At 55.6% G+C, this 24822-nt stretch carries 19 protein-coding genes; 5 read left to right on the top strand and 14 right to left on the bottom strand.

Annotated features, from left to right (window positions below):
• Position 1 precedes the first annotated feature (1 nt).
• Positions 2 to 943, top strand: coding sequence for a DMT family transporter (locus tag AAAX75_RS06715; RefSeq protein ID WP_195520337.1), 942 nt, complete (start codon positions 2 to 4; stop codon positions 941 to 943).
• A gap of 64 nt (positions 944 to 1007) precedes the next feature.
• Here the strand turns inward: AAAX75_RS06715 and AAAX75_RS06710 are convergent, their stop codons facing one another.
• The 4 genes from AAAX75_RS06710 to AAAX75_RS06695 all read right to left on the bottom strand — a co-directional run bounded on the left by AAAX75_RS06710 (position 1008) and on the right by AAAX75_RS06695 (position 8760).
• Positions 1008 to 3149 (bottom strand): C39 family peptidase, encoded by a 2142-nt coding sequence (locus AAAX75_RS06710; RefSeq protein ID WP_349091541.1) that lies wholly within the window; start codon positions 3147 to 3149, stop codon positions 1008 to 1010.
• Between the two features lie 100 nt (positions 3150 to 3249).
• A complete protein-coding gene (locus AAAX75_RS06705) occupies positions 3250 to 4203 on the bottom strand; it encodes a hypothetical protein (RefSeq protein WP_349091539.1) in 954 nt (317 codons plus the stop codon).
• Between the two features lie 1045 nt (positions 4204 to 5248).
• The gene (locus AAAX75_RS06700) at positions 5249 to 7459 is read right to left on the bottom strand and encodes a hypothetical protein (RefSeq protein WP_349091537.1); all 2211 of its coding nucleotides are present in this window, start codon (positions 7457 to 7459) and stop codon (positions 5249 to 5251) included.
• A gap of 80 nt (positions 7460 to 7539) precedes the next feature.
• On the bottom strand, positions 7540 to 8760 hold the full coding sequence (locus AAAX75_RS06695) for a hypothetical protein (RefSeq protein WP_349091536.1): 1221 nt from the start codon (positions 8758 to 8760) through the stop codon (positions 7540 to 7542).
• 360 nt (positions 8761 to 9120) lie between these two features.
• Here AAAX75_RS06695 and AAAX75_RS06690 point away from each other — a divergent pair, with 360 nt between their 5' ends.
• On the top strand, positions 9121 to 9570 hold the full coding sequence (locus tag AAAX75_RS06690) for a DUF4869 domain-containing protein (RefSeq protein WP_035138642.1): 450 nt from the start codon (positions 9121 to 9123) through the stop codon (positions 9568 to 9570).
• Positions 9570 to 10547 carry a translation initiation factor 2 gene (locus tag AAAX75_RS06685; protein WP_161194746.1) on the top strand — a complete coding sequence of 326 codons (978 nt, stop codon included), beginning with the start codon at positions 9570 to 9572 and terminating at the stop codon, positions 10545 to 10547. The genes AAAX75_RS06690 and AAAX75_RS06685 overlap by 1 nt, the downstream gene beginning before the upstream one ends.
• Here AAAX75_RS06685 and AAAX75_RS06680 read toward each other — a convergent pair.
• From AAAX75_RS06680 to AAAX75_RS06660, 5 genes are all read right to left on the bottom strand, one after another.
• Positions 10544 to 13030, bottom strand: a complete 2487-nt coding sequence (locus AAAX75_RS06680) for a glycosyltransferase family 2 protein (RefSeq protein ID WP_195520332.1) — start codon at positions 13028 to 13030, stop codon at positions 10544 to 10546. The two genes, AAAX75_RS06685 and AAAX75_RS06680, sit on opposite strands and share 4 nt — an antisense overlap.
• Positions 13031 to 14098: a glycosyltransferase gene (locus AAAX75_RS06675; RefSeq protein WP_195520331.1), complete on the bottom strand. Its 1068-nt coding sequence runs from the start codon at positions 14096 to 14098 to the stop codon at positions 13031 to 13033. It lies immediately after the preceding gene.
• Between the two features lie 12 nt (positions 14099 to 14110).
• The gene (locus AAAX75_RS06670; RefSeq protein ID WP_349091534.1) at positions 14111 to 15229 is read right to left on the bottom strand and encodes a glycosyltransferase family 2 protein; all 1119 of its coding nucleotides are present in this window, start codon (positions 15227 to 15229) and stop codon (positions 14111 to 14113) included.
• A gap of 74 nt (positions 15230 to 15303) precedes the next feature.
• Positions 15304 to 16344, bottom strand: a complete 1041-nt coding sequence (locus AAAX75_RS06665; protein ID WP_349091533.1) for a glycosyltransferase — start codon at positions 16342 to 16344, stop codon at positions 15304 to 15306.
• A 6-nt stretch (positions 16345 to 16350) separates the two neighbouring features.
• Complete coding sequence (locus tag AAAX75_RS06660; RefSeq protein ID WP_346978821.1) at positions 16351 to 17454, bottom strand: glycosyltransferase; 1104 nt, start codon at positions 17452 to 17454, stop codon at positions 16351 to 16353.
• A 256-nt stretch (positions 17455 to 17710) separates the two neighbouring features.
• Here AAAX75_RS06660 and AAAX75_RS06655 point away from each other — a divergent pair, with 256 nt between their 5' ends.
• Positions 17711 to 18730: a glycosyltransferase gene (locus tag AAAX75_RS06655; protein ID WP_349091532.1), complete on the top strand. Its 1020-nt coding sequence runs from the start codon at positions 17711 to 17713 to the stop codon at positions 18728 to 18730.
• 24 nt (positions 18731 to 18754) lie between these two features.
• Here AAAX75_RS06655 and AAAX75_RS06650 read toward each other — a convergent pair whose 3' ends face one another.
• From AAAX75_RS06650 to AAAX75_RS06630, 5 genes are all read right to left on the bottom strand, one after another.
• The gene (locus AAAX75_RS06650) at positions 18755 to 20539 is read right to left on the bottom strand and encodes an AAA family ATPase (RefSeq protein WP_349091555.1); all 1785 of its coding nucleotides are present in this window, start codon (positions 20537 to 20539) and stop codon (positions 18755 to 18757) included.
• 211 nt (positions 20540 to 20750) lie between these two features.
• The gene (locus AAAX75_RS06645; protein WP_349091531.1) at positions 20751 to 22568 is read right to left on the bottom strand and encodes a hypothetical protein; all 1818 of its coding nucleotides are present in this window, start codon (positions 22566 to 22568) and stop codon (positions 20751 to 20753) included.
• Positions 22569 to 22696: 128 nt separating this feature from the next.
• Positions 22697 to 23116 carry an HI0074 family nucleotidyltransferase substrate-binding subunit gene (locus tag AAAX75_RS06640; protein WP_349091530.1) on the bottom strand — a complete coding sequence of 140 codons (420 nt, stop codon included), beginning with the start codon at positions 23114 to 23116 and terminating at the stop codon, positions 22697 to 22699.
• The gene (locus AAAX75_RS06635; protein WP_349091529.1) at positions 23103 to 23390 is read right to left on the bottom strand and encodes a nucleotidyltransferase domain-containing protein; all 288 of its coding nucleotides are present in this window, start codon (positions 23388 to 23390) and stop codon (positions 23103 to 23105) included. The genes AAAX75_RS06640 and AAAX75_RS06635 overlap by 14 nt, the downstream gene beginning before the upstream one ends.
• A gap of 8 nt (positions 23391 to 23398) precedes the next feature.
• Positions 23399 to 23830, bottom strand: coding sequence for an Rrf2 family transcriptional regulator (locus AAAX75_RS06630; RefSeq protein ID WP_349091528.1), 432 nt, complete (start codon positions 23828 to 23830; stop codon positions 23399 to 23401).
• 180 nt (positions 23831 to 24010) lie between these two features.
• Here AAAX75_RS06630 and sufC point away from each other — a divergent pair, with 180 nt between their 5' ends.
• Positions 24011 to 24811: a Fe-S cluster assembly ATPase SufC gene (gene sufC / locus AAAX75_RS06625; protein ID WP_349091527.1), complete on the top strand. Its 801-nt coding sequence runs from the start codon at positions 24011 to 24013 to the stop codon at positions 24809 to 24811.
• Positions 24812 to 24822 lie beyond the last annotated feature (11 nt).

Genomic DNA, 24822 nt, shown 5'->3' with positions numbered 1-24822 from the left:
GATGCAATTCGGCTTTTTTAGCGGCCTTCTTTGGGGCCTTGATACAGTAATTCTTGGAATCGGTTTGGCACTCGCGCCCTATATTGGATCGGCGGAAGCGCTTGCATGCGCCTCCATTGCGGGATCTTTTCTCCATGATGCCTTCTGTGCAATCTGGCTCTTTGGATACATGGGAGTTCGAGGCAGATTAAAAGACACGCTCGCTGCACTTAAAACTCGTTCTGGCAAGGTCGTCATCGCCGGCGCACTGCTCGGTGGACCTATCGGAATGACCGGATACGTATTGGCGATTAATAATATCGGAGCAGCCTACACGGCAATTATCTCCGCCTTCTATCCCGCAGTCGGAGCATTCCTTTCGTTCGTGCTGCTGAAGGAGAAAATGGGCAAAGGTCAGATTCTTTCCCTTCTTGTTGCCCTTTGCGGCGTAATGACGATGGGCTATCTATCGGCCGGATCGAGCGAGATTGCAAATGCCCCTCTCGGCTTACTCGGCGCGGTGCTTGCCGTTATTGGGTGGGGATCCGAAGCGGTGCTGTGCGCATGGGGAATGAAAGATGATGCCGTTGATGACGAAACGGCTTTGCAAATCCGCGAAACTACAAGTGCGCTTGTTTATGGAGTGCTTGTACTTCCCCTCTTCGGAGCATGGCATTTCACGCTGGGCGCAATCCCGAGCATGCCCACATTGATTATTGCACTCGCCGGGCTCGCAGGAACTGCATCCTATCTGTTCTATTACAAGGGCATTGCGGCAATCGGAGCAGCGCGTGCGATGGCTCTGAATATCTCCTATTCGGCATGGTCGGTGGTCTTTGGCCTGATCTTGCTTGGAACAATTCCCGACATGGCATCCGTAATCTGCTGCGTTGTAATTGTGTGCGGAACAGTTTTGGCAGCTAGTAACTGGGACGAACTATTTGGACGTAATAGGACAGCGTAGCTTGATTAAAAATGTAGTAAAAAGGGGAGAGCTCATCGAGCTCTCCCCTTTTTTAACATCATGGCTATTCAATTACCACGGCCTGGCTATCCATCTGTTGCCACGTACCGAAGAACACCTGGGCATTTCGCGTAACATTGCCGTTAATCGAATCCGAAAGATAGACAATTCCCTGCTCGTCATCATAGCCTTTAAGGACTACGGCATGATTACCGCCCCACAGGCCATAGGAATGCCCGTTATACCAACGCGCAGCATAACGGCCTCCTGGCCAACTTCCCCACTCGGTATTCCACATCTCAACAGGTTGACCACAGGTCAGTCTGTTCTTAATGGAAGAAATTGACGAGAAAGAGACGTCTTTTGCCTGCTTGCCACTTCCAGCAGCACGCAGAAAGTTATTACCAGCTATAGTAATCGCAGGGGCGACGCATCCCATGAGACCCCCGCTGCTACGCCTTGGATTGCCATCAAAAGCGGTAACAAAATTGCCATTGCTTCCCTTGGGCAAATAGTAATCCGCAATAATCGTCTTACCTAAACCGAAACCATAGTAGTTAAGCAAGTTTGTAAGGGCAACCGACTCACAGTCAGTAGGAAGTTCCGGGTACTGCGAATAGCACGGGACATCGACCCAAGCGCCAACCATTGCGCCGGATGAACTGAACTTGTAGTCAGTAGAGCCGATCCAATACCAACCGTTGCTCAACATTACTCCCCCACGTGCGGCATCAAGGTAATACCATGTGTCCCCACGGGAAAGCCATCCCGTTTTCATTATGCCAGAAGCGGAATCTAGCCAGTACCAGTTACCGCCATCGTTAAGCCAGCCGGTCGCCATTCGACCATCCGAGTTAAAGTAATACCAAGACCCAGCTATTTGCTGCCATCCAGTCAGAATTACCCCATCAGCAGAACAATAATATCGAGAACCCTGACTCTCAATCCAGCCCGTTCTAACATTCCCGCCATCGTCAATCAGCTGGATTCCCGAATCGGTCATTATGCCCTTAAGGTCAATTGCACCGCTGGATGAAGAATGATACATACAGGACCCATCACCGTTTGACCAGCAATTAGCCATCATCTTGCCGGAACTATTAAATATGTATTCACATGATCCAATAGTTTGAAAGCCCGTTGCCATGGCGTGCGTCGCGGGGTCGAGCCAGTACCACGCACCGTTTAGGCTGAGCCAGCCGGAGGCCAGCGCGCCGGAGCCTGTCGCGTAGTACCAGGTGCCGCCGTCGAGGACCCATCCGGTCGCCATCGCGCCGGAGTCATTGAACCAGTACGCGGAGCCGTGGCACGAATGGAGGCCCGTCGCCATGGCGCCGCCCGCGTCGGGGTCGAGCCAGTACCAGGAGCCGCCGGTGTAAAGCCAGCCAGTCGAGGCGATACCGTCAGCGAACCAGTACCAGGAGCCGTCGACGAGGCCCCAGCCGTTAAGGGGACCGCAGCTGCCGAAGTAGCGGCGGACGCCCTGCGCGTCCGTCTGGTAGCCCGTCAGCATGGCCCCCGTCCGGGCGTCGAAGCAGTAGGGCACGCCGCCGACGGAAACGGGGCCGCGCGCCAGCGCGCCGGAGCCAGTCGCGTAGTACCAGGTGCCGCCGTCGAGGACCCACCCGGTCGCCATCGCGCCGGACGAATTAAACCAGTACAGGGAGCCGTTGCACTCGTGAAGGCCGGTAGCCATGGCATGGGTGGAGGGATCAAGCCAGTACCAGGCGCTGCCGACGTAGGCCCAACCGGAGGCGAGGGCGCCGGAGCCCGTCGCGTAGTACCAGGTACCGCCGTCGAGGACCCACCCGGTCGCCATCGCGCCGGAGGCGTCAAACCAGTACGCGGAGCCATTGCACTCATGGAGCCCGATGGCCATGGCATGCGTCGAGGGGTCGAGCCAATACCAGGCCCCATTGGTATAGAGCCAGCCAGAATGCAACGAGACCGGATTGACTGAATCCACATAGAACCAGTTGCCGTCAAACGAATTCCAACCCAGATTCCATTTAACGGATTCTTGAGCAGGACCATCATCGATTGAATCGGAAGGAGAAAGAGTCGAGGGGACGGATTGCCGCTCAAAATCAGTAGGGATGGAGGAGCTTATGGGTTCTGCGTTCGCGATATCAACCACACCGGGTCCAGCGAGCAGTAGAGTTGAAAGAATGATTAGGATTAATGTTATTTGCTTTTTCCTTGCCATGTGCAGCCCCCAGTAGTTACCAATTTTTATATAAACATAGTCTACAAATGGATAGCTAAGAGCAATATGTAATTAGAAAAAAGCAATTAAGGAAGAGTTGCTAGCCGAGCCAAGCGCCATTACTAGCAAAAGAGTATTTCACCCCATCGATTTCTTGAACACCCGTAGTCATAGCGTGCGTCGAGGGGTCAAGCCAGTACCAGGCGCCGCCGACGTAGGCCCAGCCGGAGGTGAGGGCGCCGGAGCTCGTCGCGTAGTACCATGTGCCGCCGTCGAGGACCCATCCGGTCGCCATCGAGCCGGAGCCGTTGAACCAGTACATGGAGCCGTTGCACCCATGGAGCCCGGTGGCCATGGCGTGCGTCGAGGGATCGAGCCAGTACCACGTACCGTTTAAGTTGAGCCAGCCGGAGGCGAGGGCGCCGGAGCCCGTCGCGTAGTACCAGGTGCCGCCGTCGAGCACCCAGCCGGTCGCCATGGCGCCGGAGGCGTTGAACCAGTACGCTGCGCCGTTGCACGCGTGGAGGCCCGTCGCCATGGCGCCGCCCGCGTCGGGCTCGAGCCAGTACCAGGAACCGCCGGTGTAAAGCCAGCCGGTCGAGGCGATACCGTCAGCGAACCAGTACCAGGAGCCGTCGACGAAGCCCCAGCCGTTAAGGGGGCCGCAGTTGCCGAAGTAGCGGCGGACGCCCTGCGCGTCCGTCTGGTAGCCCGTCAGCATGGCCCCCGTCCGGACATCGAAGCAGTAGGGCACGCCGTCGACGGATACGGGGCCGCGCGCCAGCGCGCCAGAGCCCGTCGCGTAGTACCAGGTCCCGCCGTCGAGGACCCATCCGGTCGCCATCGCGCCGGAGGAGTTGAACCAGTACAGGGAGCCGTTGCACTCGTGGAGCCCGGTGGCCATTACACCGCCCGCGTCGGGGTCGAGCCAATACCAGGCTCCGCTCTGGCGCAACCATCCGGTATACGCTTTGCCGTCAGAGGTTGCGTAATACCAAGTGCCCTCTTTTAACTGCCAGTAATAAAGAGAGACATCAACATACGCGTAATTCATATCAACGTTTCCGCTAATACCAGAAACTTTTCCGCGGCTTGTATACTGCCAAAAGCTGTAACTGCCGGTATAGTGACATTGGGAGTTGTATTGAGCAATCCAATGATCCCAAGAACCGCTCTTAAATACAGGGTCGGTCAATATATTGTTAAACCAATTTAGGTTTGCATAAATGCCTGGCTTATATCCAGCACTAGAAATCTTATTACAGAATGTCTGAGCTCTAGATGCAATTCCGGATTGACGACCATCTGCAATAATTGTCTTGTCCTCAAGATCGTAATACACCGGTAGCCTAGGATTGTGCCCCGATAGGCAGTCAATCACCATGGACGCCTCATCGGCTGCCTGTTGATTATCAAAAGCATATGAATAGACATAGACGCCGTAGGGAATTCCGAGTCGCTCGCACTCAGAAATATTTCGATTAAATTGATAGTCAATTCGACCGCCGAAAGACGGAGCGCCAAACCCAACGCGCAGAATAGCGAAATCGATGCCAGAAGCTTTAACTGCGTCCCAATCAATACGCCCTTGGTGCTCGCTGACGTCAATGCCCTGAGCTGTAACCCCATCGGGAAGAGTGTCCATAGACAATAAAGCTATTCCGTCTTCTTCGGAAGAAGCATCATCTGAAACTAATTGTCCACCCTCATAACGCCAAGAATTCTCAACCAGAGTCTGAGCAGTCCCTGCATCCGCAGGGCATACAAACATAGAAACGGGCGCAAGGAGCATCAGCACCAACAATGCCGAAAACAACTTAAAATGTTTGTTCATGTAAACCTCGTCATTCGCTCTTGATTGCGTCTAGCTTACAGCATAGCTATGAAAGATTCCCGAACATCTAACAGGACAAGATGCCATCTAGGACAATAAATAGTTGGGCGCAATGCTGCAAAGAAAAGAAGAACTTACCGGCAGGGTTGAACCCGCAGGCTCATTGCCCCCTCCTCTTGCCCCCAAGAATACCGACTTCAAATAAACTTTCAAACCAGATGTCAAAAAGGTAGGGGGCCCAGAGAGTCCCCTACAACTCGGAATTCTAACGAATCAGTATTACTTTCGATGGGCCCAAAGCGGTCAAACCGGAGATGCGATTTCCATAACCATCACTATGCCAGAACAAATTTTCGCTCGGCGAATTGCCCCAGAAAAAGCCAATGTGGCTATCGTCCGCATATGGGTTGTAAGGATTAAAGAACACAATGTCCCCCTTACGAGCCAAACCACTACGCAGTAACTCATCAATAGAATTGAAATAAGTCACGTTCGCGCACGTATCGATAGCGTAGCCGTACCAACGATAAGCGTTTACGCAGCCGCCCCTTCCGGGACCTCCACTCCAAGGGGAATGACTCTGCTCGGCGGCAATGGGAGCTAAATTCCCGCCCGCTTTCATATATGCATGCGATACAAATCCGCCGCAGTTCATACCGGTATACCCGTCCCAACGAGGATCACCCTTTGGATACATGCATGTTTCTTGGCTAAGATGCGTATCATAGCGTGTTCCACGGTAATAGCCGTCGTTTTCGTGGCTCATAAGCCAATTGACCAGACTGGACCTATTGACCCCCAAAACAGAACCAGACGTATTCAACCATGCACCACTTGCATTGAAGTAGTAGTCAACGCCATCGATTTTCAGCCACCCATTAGCAAACATGGCGCCCGATGGCTGGAGCCAGTACCACGTACCGCCGTCATTAAGCCATCCAGTTTTCATCTTGAATGTGGAAGGATCCATCCAATACCACGCACCGTTGACATATTGCCAACCAGACTTAAGGACACCATTGGAAGATGCGTAGTACCAAGTATTGTCGTTTTCGTCAGAAGCGTCATTCGGCATAATCCAACCAGATGCCACATTAACGACACCGTTTGCGTCCGCATAGAAAACCGCGTCTCCAATATGAATTGTACCTGGCAATGAAGACAAGTCGGCACGATCAGCGATTACGGGAGATCCATCAGATGAAGCAGGCAACGGCTCGCTCAGCGCTCCAGACGAATTCGCCCATGACATACTGTCGCTCAAGTTAATCCAGCACGAAGATGCCATCGCACCGGAATCATAAGAATAATAGCGCGTGTCGCCTACCGTATATTCACCAGTACGCATTGCGCCGGATACATCATCAAGGTAATACCAGGCGCTTCCGGACTTTATCCATCGCCCTCGTTGAATAGCTCCGTTTGATGCGGCGTAATACCAAGTATCATCAGCAAGTGCCCAGCCTGTTGCCATGGCACCTGAACTCGTAAGGAAATAGGAGGTTGTACCCACTCGCACAAAGCCCGTGAGCATAATATGGCTTCCTGGATCCAGGTAATACCAAGAATTCCCTAGAAGCAACCAACCTCCATGCAGCAAGCCGTTGGAGTCAGCGTAATACCAGTTGTTGTCAATAAGCGCCCACTGGGAGGAGAGCATGGCCCCCGATCCGTTAAAGATATAAGGGGTTCCATTGCATGCATTCAGCCCGGTGGCCATAGAACCGTCCGCAGGATCAAGCCAATACCAACGGCCCCCATCCGAGAGCCAGCCCTTTACCAGGGCGCCAGAGCCGGAGAAATAATGCCAAACGGAAGCATCAAGATGCCATCCGATAAGCATTGCGCCAGAAGAGGAGAATCCATACGTGGCTCCCCCGATCTGCAGCATCGAGTCGTGGACCATCTTGCCTTCATCATCCAGCCAATACCAGTTGTTGCCGTCTGAAAGCCAGCCTTTTAACATGGCGCCAGAACCGGAGAAATAACGCCAAGCAGAAGTGGAGCCCGTAGAATCTAGGTACCAGCCGACACGCATTGCACCCGAAGAGGAGAATCCATAAGTCGCACCCCCGACTTGAACCAACCCATCCTGAGCCATTCGACCTTCGTCGTCGAACCAATACCAGCTACCGTTTATATGTCTCCAAGAAGAAACAGCGACTGTTCCGTCAGACAAGCCCCAACGCCAAAAACCAGCCCCCTCTTCGGGCGATATCCATCCTTGATGCCAAACAATTTGATTCGAAACCTCAGAAGAGACCTCATTATCCACCTGAGAGTTCTGCTCAACGGCGAAGGCCGATTCGCGCTGAGCATCAACACCTGACTCGACAGAAGCAATGGCAACGTTAGATGCGGGACCTTCGTCAATGTTATTCGAATCAAGGGCGTATAACATCGAAGGCGAACCCAAAAGGAGCCCAAAAGAAATGAAGCCCGAAAAAGCCAGCACTCCGAATGACCATTTCTTCATAGCAGCACAGCATCCAATCACGCAGCGGCCCCGTCGCTTCAGGGCAACGGGGCCTCAATCAAAACTAGCTCAGTAATGTACTAGCCAATTTGCTGGCAGTTTTTGCACTCTCGTGAAGCGCCACGCCTCTGGGCCTCCTGGATAGAGATCTGCGAATAGCCCTTTGCGTCCTTGCCAACGGTACGGCATTTATGCGTATGGTAAACATGGCTACCGCTCTTGTACCAAACTAAACCGTAGCCCGGAATCCACTTGCCGTCCTCGCCGACATAGTAGGAGCCAACCCAGGCATTCGTAGCCATGGCACCGGAAGACCGGAGGTAGTAGTCGCCGACCCAGGCGTCGTGGGCCATAGCGCCGGAACCGCTAAAGTAGTACCAGGTGCCGCCGACCTGACGCCAGCCGGTGGCCATCGCGCCGGAATCGTCGAACCAGTACCAAACTCCACCAACGTTAGCCCAAGAGTTAGAGGCCATAGCGCCCGAACCTCCGAGCCAATACCACGTGCCGCCATTGCTGAGCCAGCCGGTTGCCATGGCGCCCGAACCGCTCGCATAGTACCAAGAGCCGCCTGCCAAGAACCACCCAGTGGCCATTGTACCGGAGTCGCCGAACCAGTACCAGGAGCCGCCGAGGCTGCGCCAGCTGTTAGCGACCATGGCGCCCGAGCCGTCGAGGTAGTACCACGTACCGCCGATGTTGAGCCAGCCAGTGGCCATCGCACCGGAAGCGTTGGCGTAGTACCACGTCCCCGAAACGTTGATCCAGCCGGTCAGCATGACACCATACTCGTCGAAATAATACCAAGTTCCACCGATATTATGCCAACCGGTCAGCAGTTCGCCACTGGAGGTCGCATAGAACCACTTTCCATAGATGGAGTCATAGAGCCAGCCGCTATGCTGCATGCGGCCATCGGCGTTGGCACCAGGGGTGTTCAGGAAGTAGTTCTTGCCGTCAATCTGAACTCGGCCGTATGCCATATCATGGCTTTCGGGGTAGAAGTAATACTTGTCCCCACCGATAGACTGCCAGCCCGACACCGCGATCCCGTCAGCGCCAAAATAGTACCAAACAGCTTCGTATTCGTTATGCCACTGGTTCGTGACCATGGCGCCAGTTTCGGGATCGAAATAGCGAAGGTTGCCGTCCTCGCACCGAACGAGTCCAGTCTTCGGACGACCGTCGGAACACCATTCCGTAATCGGTCCACCGCCTCCGCCACCGCCAGCAATATCAGCAAATGAGGGCGCCGGGGCAACCGTCATGCAGGCAGCGGCAAATGCAACAACTCCCAGCACTGTTAGTCCGTGCCATCTTTCTCGAAGGTTTTTCATACGACATCCTTTTTCCGAGATTTAAGGCTCTCTTAAGTTATTTTTAAACTATCAATTCAGTATTTCAACGGGAAATCGATAAAAGGTGTCTTTGTGACTGCAATTTAAATATGAGTCGCCACACCTCAACCGTTACGCTAAATAGCTTCTAAGGCAAACTTAGCGCATGAACGAACTGATTAAACGAGTGAACTGATTAATAAAGCAACAAAATACAAACCTTGGTCATCAATCACATCTACCGCGGGCCGATAACGCCCGCCTAATGTGCTGCGATATAATCAATCTCACTAAATGCCAAATCAGCAAGCCGAAGGAGCTAACGTGCTAACAATTCACTATGGTGATATGGAAAACGTTATCTACAACACGTCGGTTTACTTCGATAACGTCTATTCGCCCCAGTGGTTTCAAGACTCCTTTGCCCAAAGAGTCATTAAATCCATCGATAAAGGCACCGTGGTAGGCCCCAATGCAATCGATACCAAGATTCTAGGCGTCATTCCTCCCGAGAAACTATCCAGCGGCACCAAAACACTACTGCTTATGTACTTTATGCCGCAGAATATATATAACGCCTCAAATTGCGGTGATAATTGCGCCTACTGGATTCTGAGGATCGCCGCGCAAAAGGATCTAACAATCAATCTCTACCATTTAATGGATTTCGGAAACGGCAAATTCACGGCTGCCATTGCGAACACAGGCGATGTCGTTCACACGATGTTTGACCTTGTCCCCATAGCTGGAAAATGCCTAAGGGAGAACTCCTGATGCGCGGATCATACAAGGTAACTATTCAAAATAACCGGGTTCAGTTTAAACTGACCATCAATCGAAATCTGACCATCATCCAAGGCAACAGTGCTACAGGCAAGACAACTTTGCTTGAAATGGTGGCAGCTCACGAAGATCTTGGGGCACAAAGCGGCGTAACAGTAAGTTGCAAAGTGCCCTGTAAAACAATATCTGGAAAATATTGGCGCAGAGATCTCCAAGAAATTTCCAGCAGTATTGTTTTTATTGATGAGGGCAATACTTTTGTTCGATCAAGAGAATTTGCCCATGAAGCAAAACGTAGCTCAAACTACTACGTAATCGTCGCCAGAGAGTCACTGCGTCAACTGCCCTATAGCGTTGATGAAATCTACGGTCTTAAGAACACCAACCGAACCACAACGAAGTATCCCGTTTACTCTCGTGTCTACACCTCTACATATCGTATTTACGGTGATACTGATTTTAGAGGCGAGAGGCCCGAGCTTGTCATCGTCGAGGACACAAATTCGGGCTACGAATTCTTCAGTTTGCTATGCAAAAAGAGCAGCATTAAGTGCATCAGCGCGGGAGGAAAATCAAACATTTGCAACTGCATTATGGACGCACCGGAAAACGACATCCTCGTGATTGCCGACGGCGCCGCCTTTGGACCAGAAATTGCGGAAGCAGCTGCTCTATTGCGCCGAAAGAACATCAAGCTATTCCTACCGGAATCGTTTGAATGGCTCGTGTTGAAGTCGGGATTATTCAACAGCAAACACATTAAGGACATGCTGCTTAACCCCGCTGAACATATCGAAAGCTCAAAGTTCTTTAGCTGGGAGAAGTTCTTTACTGCAGAACTCATCGAATGCTCACGAGACACACGTTTTCGATATGACAAGAGCTGCTTGAACGAGGAGTACTTGAACCCCACCGCTCTTGCGGCTCTTGAAGATACTTTGCCGGAACTTGGCATTACTTCGCACTAAAACGAGAAGTACTCACTGTCAGAGGATAGGTTTGGTCCGAGCCACGGGTCGCCATCGAGGAAGAACTCAGGCCAGCGCTGAATGAACAGCGCTTGCTCGCGCTTCCAGCGGCGCAGTTTTTCCTCGTTGGCCTCTTCCCTGCCGCGCGAGGTGAACTCGTAGTGGTATAGCTCGGCATAGGGCGTATAGATCGTGCGGTAGCCCGCCTCCCACACGCGCAGGCAAAAGTCTGCGTCGTTAAAACCGACGGCGAATTCCTCGTTATAGCCTCCGACCTGCTCAAATTCGCCGCGTCGGACCATCTGGCAGGCACCCGTTACGGCGCTAAAGTTGCCCGGGCGCACGGCACGGGCAAGATAGCCCTCGCGCTTTGCCGAGAAGTCCTGGTTGGCGTGGGCAAGTGCACCACGCACGCCAACCAAAATGCCGGCATGCTGCACCAGATGATCGGCAAAGTAGAGTTTGGCGCCCACCACGCCCGCATCGGGACGCTGCAGATACCCCATCATCTCTTCTATAAAGTCGGGACTTATGACCTCGGTATCGTTATTAAGCAGCAACAGATAATCGCCCTTAGCGTGCTCAACGCCAAAGTTAATGATCTGGGAGTAATTGAACTCGCCCGGCCAGAACACAACGCGCGCGATACCCTTGCCTTTGGATGCTGCAGCCACGCGCTCTGGCAGGGTTTCGTAATACGCAAACGTCTCCGGGTCTTCGCTGTTGTTCTCCACCAAGACGATCTCGTAGTTGGCATACGTGGCTTTCTGGGCGATCGACATCACACAGGCATCGAGCGTCTCAACGTGGTCCTTAGTGGGGATCACAATGCTCACCAGCGGCGCAGGCTCCGGCAGCGCATAGCGCATGCGGTAGACAAACGGCGTCTCGGTCTCCTCGACCGTTCCGTGAACGCCCAGCGAGTCAAAGTGGCGCTGCAGAGCCAGGCGCCCGGCCTCGATGGCATACGGTTTGCTGTCGGCGGTTCCGTCGGCGGTCGACCCCGGATGCACGCGCCAGTGATACAACATGTGCGCAATATGCTCAAAGCGCGCACCCGCTGCAAGGCAGCGAAGCGTCAGGTCATAATCCTGGGCGCCCGCGACGTCTTCCGGCGATATGCCAATGCAATCGATGAGCGCCTTCTCCACCATCAGGAAATGCGTCACGCAGTTATGGCTATAGAGCAGGTCGACGTTAAGCTTGGTCTTAAAGACCGGCTGGCCCCACTCCCCTGCTTTCTGGAACATGTCCTCGTCGCAGAACAGGACCTGGGGACGCTCGCCCTCGGCCGCCTTATTCAGCGCGGAAACATACTGGAATAACGCGTCCGGTTCCAGAATGTCGTCATGGTCCAAGAACGCGATGTAGTCGCCCATCGCTTGCTCAATACCTGCGTTGGTGTTGACCACAATGCCGCCGTTGCCGGGCAGCCCAATGCGACGAACGCGCTCGTCGTTGGCACTTGCCGCAAGATTGGCCACCGCATCCCATTCGGGCGAGGCGTCCATAAGCAGCAATTCCCAGTTGTCATAGCTCTGGGCTAGCACCGAGTCCAGCAGCTCGCGCAGGTAGACCCGATCGGTCTTGTAGCACGGCACCACAATGCTCACGAGCGGCCTATAGGCAAAGGCCGCCGAAGCGACACGCTGGCACGCCAGATCGCCCGGCTTTGCGCGATGCTGCTCAAACCAACGTCGATAAGCTGCGTCGTCAGCGCGTGCATCCTTCATGCGGTTCCAGCTGTCGTCGACCATGCCGTTGTACAGGCGACCATCCATGGCGCAAAACCCGCTCTGGATCTGCTCCGTGGGATCGCTCACAATCGCGACAAAATCTCGTATATCCTGAGGCATCTCAACGCTCAGATACGTTTTATTGACGCGACATCCGTTTTGCTGGAGAACATCGACCTGTGACTCAAACATATGCACGGTGGCATCAATCGCATTCATGTGCGTATCGAAGATCTGGAGCTCGGGGGCGCACTGGGGATCTCCCGCCCACTTGGCCTCATAGCGCCAGACGGCGCCCTCATCTGCCGGTAAATAACGAACGGCATCGATCTCGTAGCGACCGCAGCACTCGCCGCGCTGCGCATCGCGAACGAGCGCGCACATCGCAGGCTTTGCTTTGTAGTTAATCTTGGATTCCAATTTGGCCACGCGGCTATCGAGGCGAATAGAGCCCAACCTTTGGCCACCGGATGCAAAAACGACATCCATCGACGAGCCATCCAAAAACGGAAGCACCAAAACGGCGAGCTCGCGCTCGTAATCGGAAACGAAAGGGCAAAGCGCCAGCACACGGCCATGATCGACCGGGAGCACCAGCGACGGCACACAAGAACCGCTTGTCGTCGCATGGGCAAACGCTTGAGAACCCTCCCGCTCAATAAGCGCGGCGACATCCTGACCGGCAAAACGAAGCAGCACAAATAGACGGCCCTGACTGCGGCAAAGTGCCAAACGCTTGATACTCATCTACACTTCTCGCTTTCCCAAGGCGTTCGCTGCCATGCGTTTGCAAGCACCCAGGCGCCCAAACCTCAAGACGTCGTAATCGAACATGAGCTTTTTGCACGCACGGGCATTGGGGGCCTTGCTGGTAAGCGCCGCACGCACCATAGCAGCAACAGAAGAAGCGCATTGTGCGAGCGCAGCATCGTTGCCCACGGCAGAACCGGCAAGCGCTGCGGCAACGGCAGCAAACACCTTGCCGCAGCCCGTACCCAGAAGCCTGAGCGCATCGTACAGCACAAGATCGCAGAGGAAATATGCCAGGTCATCGGCATGTTGGACATCAAGACCGTCGCGCTGCCAGTCAGCCAGCACCGCGGAGTAAATCTTCACGTGCTCCAGCAGACGTGTCTCGTCGTCGTAGCGCATGGTGTCCATGAGCGAACCCTTGCGCGCCACGCGGTAGTCATACAGCTTGTTCGAGATAAGCGCGGTCTTGCGCGAACGACCGTACACGGCAAAATCGAAGACCTGGTCCTCACCATACTTAACGGTTTCGTCGAACACGATCCCGTTGCCCAGCAAAAACTCACGCTTGCAGGCGGTGCGCCATGCAAAGGGGCGAGATGCTTCCTTAAACAGCAGATCGGAGCTATAGCCTTCAAACGACACATCGCGCGGGCTCAGCACATAGTTAAGCCACGGATACCCCGCCTCCAGCGGATACGGGTTCGCGCCAAAGGTCAAAACGTCGCAGTCCTCGCGCTCAAAGGCATCGACGATCACGCGGCATGCATCGGGCGTAAAGCGGTCGTCGGAATCCAAGAACGCGACGATAGGCGCCGTGGACGCAGCGATGCCGGCATTACGTGCACTCGACAGGCCACCGTTCTCCTTATCGACCAGGGTAAAGCGCGCGTCCTTTTCGCAATAGGCAGCCGCAATATCGCGCGAGCCATCCGGCGAGCCATCGTTGACCAGCACGCCCTCCCAATCGGGCATGTCCTGCGCAAGCAGGGAGTCCAGGCACCAGGTCAGGCATTCCTCCACCTTATAGATGGGAACGACAACGGAAATCTTGGGGTTAGCCATAGTCACTCGCTCCTACTGTGCGACCGGAACGTCATCAGGGTGTGGGTTGTCGCCGTAGGTGCGCTGATACGTCAGCACGCGCCAGACCAGCGGCAGGCCGCCAATCTTAAAGTAATGCTTAAACGTATTGAGCTTACCCGGCTTCTTAAAGTCAAAGCGCGAATCGATATAGGCGCGGGGCGACTTGACCATCAGGCGCAAGTCGGTCGCGCCACGCGGGTCGAACAGCGACAGATCAAAGCGACCAGCATCCCAATCGGCCTTGAGCTCGGGCGAGGCCTTCTGCCAAAACTGCTCGCGCAGCTCATCGACCAAACGCTCGTCATTCCAACGATACGTATCGACCTTCATGCGCATTAAAATCCCCTGGAGCTGAGCCTTGAGCTCGGGGCGCTCATCCAAAAAGCGCTGCATCTCGGCATATTCGTCGCATACGCAAAACACCTTGTTGGGCGAATTAACGGAGCTCTTCTCGTTATCCTGGCGATAGCACAAAATGGGGTCCGCAATAAACGCGGCACGCTCGGCGCAAGCCCAAACCTTAAAGTTAAAGCCTGCGTCCTGATACGAGGCGCCCGGCGTGGAGAGAAAGCGAACCTGATTGTCGTTGAGGAACTCGCGTCGATAGATAGCCGACCAAATGGAAGGTTTGCGGTAGAAAATTCCCGGGCGATCGACGGGGCGATACGCGGCGCCCGTCATATGCTCGTCGATAATCCCAAACAGCTCACGGCGTTCGCTGGGCGTGGACCAATACAGGTAAAAGTCGCCCTTCACCACATCGGCATGCTCAGCATCGGCCTTGGCGACCAGCTTTTGGAGCGAATCCTCAAACATAAAGTCGTCGGACTCAAGGATGCCCACGTACTCACCGCGCGCCATCTCCAGGCCGCGGTTCATCGAGTCGCCGTAGCCGCTGTTGGCTTTGTCGATCATCTTGACACGGGAGTCGCGCTCCATGTACTCGCGGATAATCGCCGGCGAGCTGTCGGTCGACCCGTCGTTAATGCAGATGATCTCGATGTCCTTGAGCGTCTGAGTCACGGCAGAATCGAGGCACTCGCGCAGGTAGCGTTCGACATTGCAAATGGGAACAAGCAGCGAAACTTTAGGGGTATCAGAGTTCTGCAAGAGAACCTCCTGTTGAATAGCGTGTAACAGGGTTATTTTAGCAGCCGGGTTGCGGCGGGCGGCAGCGCTTGGAATTATATAAAGCGCTCCAGGCAGGCTTTGAGACCGCGAGTCGAAAGATAGAACAGCGTGGCATCTGCCATCGAAACGCCCGGGGTCGCCGCAACGAGCTTGTGGGCAACACGGCGAACGGCGCCCTTAGCAGGCATATCCGCCCACTCCGTTCCCAAAAACGTCGTGAGGTCCATGTTGACGCGAGCCGCCACGCGATGGAAGTCATCGGAATCCAAGCGCGCCAAATCAAACACGATAAGGTCCAGGAACCAGGTGATCAGCTCGCCGGGACACAGGTCCATAAGACCGTAGCCCGCCCAGTCCTCCAAGACCTCCTCGAGCATTCTCATATGGGCATCGAGCTTTTTGGCGCGAGCCTCGACACTGTTGAACTCGTGCGTCGCCGATTCGCTCTCCATCACGTAGTGGTAGAACTTGTCCGGCATGACGACGGTCTTGTGGGCAAGCGCATAAGCCGCAAATTGGAAGACGACGTCCTCGCCCAAAGCCAGACCGGGGGCGAAGCGAATGCCTTCGCGATTGAGCAGCTCGCGCGAAAAAGCCGCACGGCAGGCATAGGGCTGCGCATTCGAATGGAACAGCAGTTGGGGATCACGGGCGCCGAAGGTGCCAGCTTTGGGGCTCATGAGTTGCTGGACACGTTTGGGGGCAGCATCGGCAGGTTCACAGACGCCGCCAAAAACGGCGGCCTCGGCATCCGCAGACTCCATGGCATGCAGCACGCGCTCGACCGTCTGGGCATCGATGTAATCGTCGGCGTCCACAAAAAAGACGGTCTCGCCCTCGGCGACATCGATACCGGCATTTCGAGCACACGAGACACCCGCATTTTCCTGGTCAATCACCAGTACGCGATCGTCAGCCTGCGCGATCTGGCGCAACACGTTCAACGAATCATCAGTCGACCCGTCGTTGACGCAGACAACCTGAATCGAGCGCTCGGACTGGGCCAACAGCGAATCAACGCATCGCTGAATGGAGCGCGCAGAGTTGTAAACGGGGACGACAATGGTAGCTTTAGGACACGAGGCCTCTCCCATGCCGACCTACCCCCTCAGCGATTCGATGAGGAAGGCGGCGACCACACCTGGGCCTCCAACCGAGGCGTAATACTTAGCACGCCCCAAGGCACCATCCGTCGCAAAACTCGGATGCTCGTCAACCCAGCCCTCAGGATCTTTGAGGATGGCAGCGAGGTTCGCGCGCTTCCACGGCTTGAGGTCGTCAAGCGAAAAGTCCCCGGCATCCAAGGCCGCCTGAAATTCCTTGGCCATCTGAGCCAGGAACTCCTTATAGAACTTAGGCGCCAAGCGCACATAGTTCCACATATACGAGTCGTACTTAATGAGCTGATTGAACTTGAGCATGCGCGCGACGTCATCGCTTGCGTGATCGCGGGCAAAATCCTCTCGGATCCAACGTTCGATCTCGGCATACTCGGTATTGACGCAAAAGACCTTAGCCGAAGAATTGACCGAGGAGTTCTCGTTGTCCTGACGATACGAAAGCACGGCATCGTGCAGGTAAACGGCCTTGTCGGCGCAGGCAATCACCTTAAAGGCAAACGACGTGTCCTGAAAGGATGCTCCCGGAGTCGGCAAGAACTTGATGCCGTTGCGCTCAAGAAAATCGCGACGGTACACAGCCGACCAAATCGACGGTTTCTGCTTAAAGAACTGCGTCGTGTCGCTCGGGTGCACCGGCTTACCGCAGTCCTTGGCCTTAAACATCTCGTGCAGCGAACGGCGCTCCTCGGGCTTAGACCAGTAGAAATCAAAGTTCGCCTTCGCAAAGTCGGCATTATTGCTATCGGCGGCCGAGACAAGCTTTTCGAGTGCGTCGGGCGCCATAAAGTCATCGGACTCCAAGATGCCAACGTACTTGCCACGCGCCATCTCCAGACCGTGGTTCATCGAGTCGCCGTAGCCGCTGTTGGCCTTGTCGATCATCTTGACGCGCCTATCGCGCTCCATATACTCGCGGATAATCGCCGGCGAGTTGTCGGTCGACCCGTCGTTAATGCAGATGATCTCAATATCCTTGAGCGTCTGCGCCAGGGCGGAATCGAGGCACTCGCGCAGGTAGCGCTGAACATTGTAAATGGGAATAAGCAGCGACAGAACAGGGCTGCCAGAGGCGTTAGTAGACAAATGTGCTCCTTAGGAAATACCTGTCGTTTCATGGTATCAAAGGGTCAGCGCGCCAGCGGGCGTTTATATAATCTATGGAGCCTCTTGCGGGCAAAGCAGCCCCACGTCATGCGGCGGGCCCATGGCAGGTTCCTGCGTTTTATTCAAAGCTTGCCGCCAAGGTGCGCCGAGCCTTTACAATAGGACAGTCCCAAGGACGTATTCGATAGCTTCCGTGCAGCGCATGCGCGCCGCACGTGAAAGGATATATTGCCCCATGCCTTCAACCCTTCCCGCTCCCATCGACAAGCTCGCCATCGTCGTCGTAACGTACAAGCGCCAGGAACTCCTGGCCAACTTGTTCGACTCCATGACCGAGCTCACGGCAGCGCCCTGGCGCATCGTGATTGTCGATAACGAAAATTCGCGCGAGACCGAGGCCATGTGCTCCGCATTCAACGAGCGCCTGGCCAACCTGTGGGGCATCGACACCGAGCAACCCGACGCGCAGGGCGGCACCGACCGTGTCATCTACGCCCCGCAGCTCGAAAACGGCGGCGGTGCGGGCGGCTTCTCCGCCGGCACTAAATGCGCCTACGACCTGGGCGCCCAATGGTTCTGGGTGATGGACGACGACGTGCTCGTCATCCCCGAAGGCATCGAGCGTCTTGCCAAGTGGACTGACCGCTACGATGTCATCCAGGGTTCGCGCCTGGACTTTGACGGCGGAGCCTTCTTTTGGCAGTACCAGCTCATCCTTTCACTCGGCATCCCTAACCCCATCGCCAAGTGGGACCTGGGACCCGAGGGCTACCGCGCCATGAACCAGCTGTGCTTTGAGGGCGGCATGTTCTCGCGCCGCGTGGTCGACAAGATTGGCCTGCCCGACGCGCGCTTCTTTATCTACGGCGACGATGCCTGCTACGGCTACGTAGCCAGCCAGCACTTCCCCGCCGCCGTGGTCGCCGACGTGGTGCTCAAGCGCGCCCGTGCCGTCTCTAACTGGGATATCGCCGGCAAACGCCAGCTCAACTCTACGAGCGACACCAACCGCTACTACATCATGCGCAACCGAGGCTTCCTCGCTCGCTATATGCAGATCTACGGTGACTACCACCCCATGTTGTTCCGCCTGGGCAATGCCGCGACCTTCTGCAAGGAATTCATTCGCCTGGCTGCCGTTGACAAGTGCTTTAAGACCGGTATTCCGGCGCTGCGACGCGGCATGAAGGACGCCCGCAAGATCATCAAGGATCCCAACTGGAAGCCCATGCCGCCCATGAAGGATACCGAGTAACGGAAGCCGGAAACATCTCGGCGCTTAAAGCCGCTGGCACACCGTAGCCACATGCTGCCCATCAAAACCGAACCCCCAGCGCATGCGACCCACGCCGGGGCGCGGTACACGGATTTCGTCGATGCCATCGCGCTCTATGTCGAGTAGCGACTGCACGGCCAGCAATTCCAACCCCAGCGCATCCACATCGGGGTCATACATCATATTGATCGTTATAAGCGGGCGCTCGTCCAGCATGCCAATCGTATCGGCTATGTCGAACACAGCGCCCGTAGGAAAAACCTGGATGTCCCAGCGACCCGCGCCACACTTTCGCCTCGAAGCAGGATTGGCATAGCCCGGCAAGCCAAAGCAGAGCCCCTGCAAGAGCAGATGATATGGCAGCGGCTTATCTGGGTCGGTCTCACCGATTCCCGCATCCCCCAGGATGCGGCTTAGCGCCCGCTTCACGGTATCCTCGTTCCCACGGCACAGCCCGTCGCGAAACGCATCGACGTCTCGAATGTCTTCGGCAGCGCACTCAAACCACTCAACAATCACTAGACGCAAGGCCTGGCGAAGCTCTTTATTGGGCAATCGCAAAGCACGGAGGCGATCGCCATGCTCTGGCTCCTCAGTCATATCCGTCGTCAGGAAACCGGACAAATATAGCGCTGTCCACATGCCATCGTCAGGCGAGACATCTGGCTCTGCAGTGCCCAAACAAAGCGGGACCTCAGCGCACCCATGGGCCTCGAGCAAATCGAACAAGACCGAAAGGCGGTCGAGATTCCACCCGGCAACTACCTTACTCAGGCAATCGGCATATCCATACAGATCGGCACACACGGGCGCCGTGCAGCCTCGGTCCAGAAAACCGATCACACGCGCTGGATTCGAGCAATAATCCCTACCAAACCGATATCCCTCGAGCCATTCACGCGCATCATCAAGGTATTCCTCGCGCCCAGCATGATTCAACAGAGCCTGGACCTCGGCATCCGAAAAGCCGAACCAACGGTCACACCACGTCGAAAGCGGCGTCGTCAGATAATACGAGCAGCCGTGCAAAGAAAGCGCCGCTTCGGCAGGGCCGGGACACTCCCCCATCAGACATGCGAAGCGTAGCGAATGGCCCGCGGCAGCAATGGCGTCAAACAGCACACGGTCAAGTAGCCCTGCCGGATCGGCGCCGGAAGCGCCCCTTGCGCTCGCACGGCCCAACCACGCCGCGTCGTACCCATCAACGAGCAATACAACTTGCTCATCGCAGGCAATCTCCAGCAACTCAATGAGCACGCCAAGCACCGAGGCGACCTCGTCCTCGCTCGCCGCGCCACGCGCAACACGTTCGATGTGACGCACCTTATCTCGAGCTAAATCCGGGGCCTCCAAGAGCGCCAACAAGCGAGCGCACTCGCCCGAAAGGGCATCGCGCACGACGCCGGCAACAGCGGCGCCACGCCTCGCAGCGCCAGAAAAGTCCAGCGATATCACCGGATAGCAAGCGTACTCATCCCGATAACGCCCGCTGTCCGCATCCCAAATCTGAGCATCGGCAAACGAGATCCGACCGGCGCGACCGACCGCTGGACGCTCCAGAAAAGCCCTGAGCATCGACAAGTTCATGCTCTTGCCAAAACCCTCGGGTCGACAGCACACCACAACGGACGCGTCGCAGTCCAACACATCGGCAATAAACATGGTTTTATCGATGAGTAAACACCGATTAATTGCATCGGAAAAGTCGTGTACATCAACCGGTAGAGCTGCGTTATCCGCATGATTGAGCAACCGCGCACCAAACGCATGAATAAAACCACAATTCACCTGTTCAGACACCGTAAACTCTCCCTCTAACGCAGCACGATGCCCATTGTAACGAGCAGGCGGAGCGCAACAATATCGACTTGCAAAGGTTTCGGGCAACGGTAGCAACTGACGCCCCGAGGGGGCATAACAAATCGTTGTGCAACAAAAACGGGATCCGATGCGGCTGCACCGGACCCCGTCTCAAACGCTTTGAAAACAATCTGAAAGGCTACTCCTCCGAGCCATCCTCCCCAGAAGCCTTCTTCTGCTGATCGAGCTTATGCTTACCACTTACGATAGACGTAGCGCCCAGTGTGGCCAAGCTCGCGCTGGCAAGGCTCGCCATCACAATCAGATCGCCCGTCTTGGGCATATTGCCGCCAGATGACTTGGTTGTGGTGGTCGTCGTGGTCGTAGTGGTCACCGTTTTGGAGTCATTTTGCTCATGGACCTGTTTGTCGGTGTTGCTCTTACCGCCGTCCTCGCCCTGCTGCTTTCCGTCCTCGGTCTTGTCCTTGTTCTCGTCCTTCTCCTCAGATTCAGACTTCTTACCCTCGTCCTTCTTCTGAGTGGACTTGTCGTCCTTCTCCTCAGAGCTAGAACCCTTATCGGATTCGGTCTTCTCGGAAGCCTTGTCCTTGGAGTCGCCCTTTACGGCTTCGGTCTTTTCCGTGGAAGCCTGATCAGAGTTGTCCTTGTTCTGGGCCGAACCGTTATTAACGCCAGCCATCAGCGAAGAACCCAGCGTAGAACCAAGCTGCTCGGAGAAAGAAGGCTTCTTGTCCGGCGAAGCAACGGGAGCGTCCGGCGCCTTATTCGAATCGTCCTTGGAAGCATCGGAATCAGGGGTTGCGTCAGAGCCGGAGCCGTTGTTAGAGCCGGTGTCAACGGACGAATCGCTCGAGCCGGTAGATGAGTTAGAGGTGTCAGCGCCGGTCGAACCAGAAGCGTCGCTGTCCGTATTGCCGGCAGAGCTTGAAGGCGAATCGCCCGCAGCAGAGCCGTTCGAATCGGAGCCGTTCGAGGTAGAGCCGTCGTTGGTAGTGCCACCAGCAGAGCCATTGCCGTCAGCATCGGTCGAGGGCGCATCCATCCTGTCATCGTTGGCATCGTCACTCGAGTCGTCATTCGAATCAGGTGTCGGCGAGGGCGCCGGTGTGGGCTCGGGCTGCACGGGCGTCGCGGCGGCAGCCTCGTCCTCAGCGATATAAACCAAGCAGTCCTTTAGCTCGTTGCGGTAGCGGTTCTTCCAGCCCTCATGATACTGGGGTTGGCTCGAATACTTGGTCGCCACGTTATTGACCACGCTGTTGGAAAGCGCCGTCACAAACTCGCGATCGGACATATCGTTGGAAAGATTCGCCCAGCGGAAAAAGTCCCTGCAGCCACCAGTGCCGCACATGTTGGTAATGCTCCACACCATGCCCTTGACGCAGTCGGCGCGGCCCGAAATGTCAATACCCAGGCCGCTCTTGAGCCACGCCTCGGTCACCGCATAGTACGAGTTGTACGCATAAGCATCTTGAAGTGCTGAGAACTCAACAGGATCGGTGTTGTAAGCACCCTGAAAGGCCTCCTGCGCAATACGGCCCAACTCGGTGAGCTGGCCGTTCTCATACATGGCATTGCTCGTGTTGGAAATCTCGCTGCCGCGATCAATCGCATCCTTGAGCATGCTGTACTTGGCAGAATCGTAGTTGTAAACCTGCTTCATAAACGGAATGAGCGACCAGCGGCGATCAAACTGATAGTAACCCAGTGCGTTATAGCCGTCACCATACGAAAATCCCTGGTTGTAGTTACCATGGCTCTCGTACTTGGTAAAGTACTTCATCTCGGGAGTCACGTTGACAAACGAAACGCCCTGGACCGACCTCAGCACGCCCGAGAAGGACTGCTGGGTGTAGAGACCCTTATCGATATCGGTGGCATCCGAGGCAACGCCCGGCGTGGGCTCCTCGGCAGCGACAGGTGCCGGCGCGGAAACGGCGCCAAACGAAAGCGCCAACGTCAGGCCCGCGACAATAGCAGAATGCTTGGGCTGCATAAGATCCTCCCTGCATTGGTGTAGTTAAAGTTCAGTTTGCAAAGATAACAATAAGTATTGCAGCTCGCCCGTTGTTGCACAACAACCCCTCGGTAAACGGCAACAACCCTCCGCGAAATCTTAAGGAATTAAACAAACTGGTCGTCGGGCGCCAACAGAAGCTCGCCGTAACGCTCCATCAGCCCGTCCCTCAGCTGGCAGAATGCGGGGATATAGACGTTCAAGATGCGCTGAATCAAATCTTGAGCGAGCTTGTTGTCATAGATATGGACGTTCGTATTGCGGTCTCTGAGCATATCTAGCCAGGCTGCCTCATCAATAAAGTCGTAGAATCGGTACGACTCCTTCAAGATGGCGCGAGGAGACCCCGACGCGGCAAGCGTGGCGCCCTCATACTCGAGCAGACGCTTAAGAAGCTTCCAGCTCAGTTCAAATTGAAGATTGAACTTATTAATCAATCCACTCTGAACAAAATCATTGTTGAGATCCTGATTGGGCGCATCCTCAAGATTCGCCAAGGCGCTGACAAAGTTCTCATATTTTTTCATACAGAATCACACCATCCCTGGCAATTTCATCGAGCAATTGCTGCGATAAGGACTCGTCGAGATTGACGACATCTACATCTAAAAGAGTATCAAGACGTTCATCGATCAAATATGAGAAGCGGCCGAAATCCCGGCAACCTGCTACGGCGATGTCAATATCGCTCTTGGGCAAGTTGTCACCTCGAGCGCGAGACCCAAACAGCACGACCTTCTCGGCGTCACATTCCCGAGCAAAAACTTCGATTTGCTTGTACACCTTGTCGAGAGATGCCATTTGCACCCCTACAGCTTAATGTCAAAGTTGATCTCGGGAACGGTGGCCAGGTCGGCCAACGTCACGCCGTCGACGTACTTTTCGATCACGTCGTCCAGACCACGCCAGAACTTGACGGTCGAGCAAAGATCGCTGCGGGTGCAGCTGTTGTCGATGCCGTCGCACGCCACCGGAGCCGTGCTGCCCTCGACGGCACGCAAGATATCGCCGGCGCGCACCTCAGCCGGGTCCTTGGCCATCATGTAGCCGCCGCCCTTGCCGCGCACGCTCTTAAGCAGGCCAGCCTTCATAAGCGGACGCACCAGCTGCTCCAAATACTTTTGCGAGATATGCTCGCGGTCGGCGACCTCGCGCAGGGCAATCTTGCCCTCGGCGTCGCCAAGCGCTGCGATATAGATCATCAATCGGAGGGCATAGCGGCCCTTGGAAGAAATGAGCATACCTACCCTTCCATAACGCTGGGGACATACATAACCGATGAATTTGTCCCACATCTAGAAAAGTCGAGTGGATTAGTCGGGTTTTCCCTTGACTAACGCCGAACCCATAGTAACTTTATTCCGAGAAGATTCCTAGGGTTTAGTACACCTATGAGTACACCATATACAGAGAGGAACAGCATGAGCGCAAATCCGCTGCTTTCCATCGAAGGTCTGACCGCCTCCGTGGACGAGAAGACCATCCTCCACAACGTCAACCTCAACGTCGCCGCCGGCGAGACCCACGTGCTGATGGGACCCAACGGCGCCGGCAAGTCTACCCTTGGCCACCTGGTCATGGGCGACCCCGTCTATACCGTCAACGACGGCCGCATCGTCTTTGACGGCCAGGACATCACCGAGCTCACCACCGACAAGCGCTCCCGCGCCGGCCTGTTCCTGAGCTTCCAGGCCCCGGTCGAGATCCCGGGCGTGCCGCTATCGAGCTTTTTGCGTGCCAGCATCGCCGGCCGCCCCGGCCTGGAGATGAAGGGCAAGGAGTTCCGCCGTCGCGTCAAGGAGCTCGCGGCCGAGCTCAACATGGACACCGCCTACCTCAACCGAGAGCTGGGCGTGGGCTTCTCGGGCGGCGAGAAGAAGAAGGTCGAGATGCTCCAGCTTCTGCTGCTGCAGCCCAAGCTCGCCATCCTGGACGAGACTGACTCGGGCCTGGACGTCGACGCCCTCTCCACCGTCAGCCATGGCATGGACGCCTACCGCAAGAGCTGCAACGGCTCCATGCTCATTATCACGCACAACACGCGCATCCTGGAGCACCTGGATGTCGACCGCGTCCACGTTATGGTGAAGGGCCACATCGTGCGCGAGGATGACGCCTCGCTGATCCCTTGGATCGACAAGAACGGCTTTGAGACCTTCGAGCGCGAGGCCGCCGATCAGCGCGCCCAGGCCGAGGCCGCCGCTGCCGAGCAGCAGGCGTAAAGGGGCGACGC

This window comes from Collinsella sp. CLA-ER-H7 (genome assembly GCF_040092345.1).
GTDB lineage: Bacteria > Actinomycetota > Coriobacteriia > Coriobacteriales > Coriobacteriaceae > Collinsella.
The sequence above is the reverse complement of the archived record's forward strand: the minus strand, read 5'-3'. Positions and strand labels throughout refer to the sequence as shown.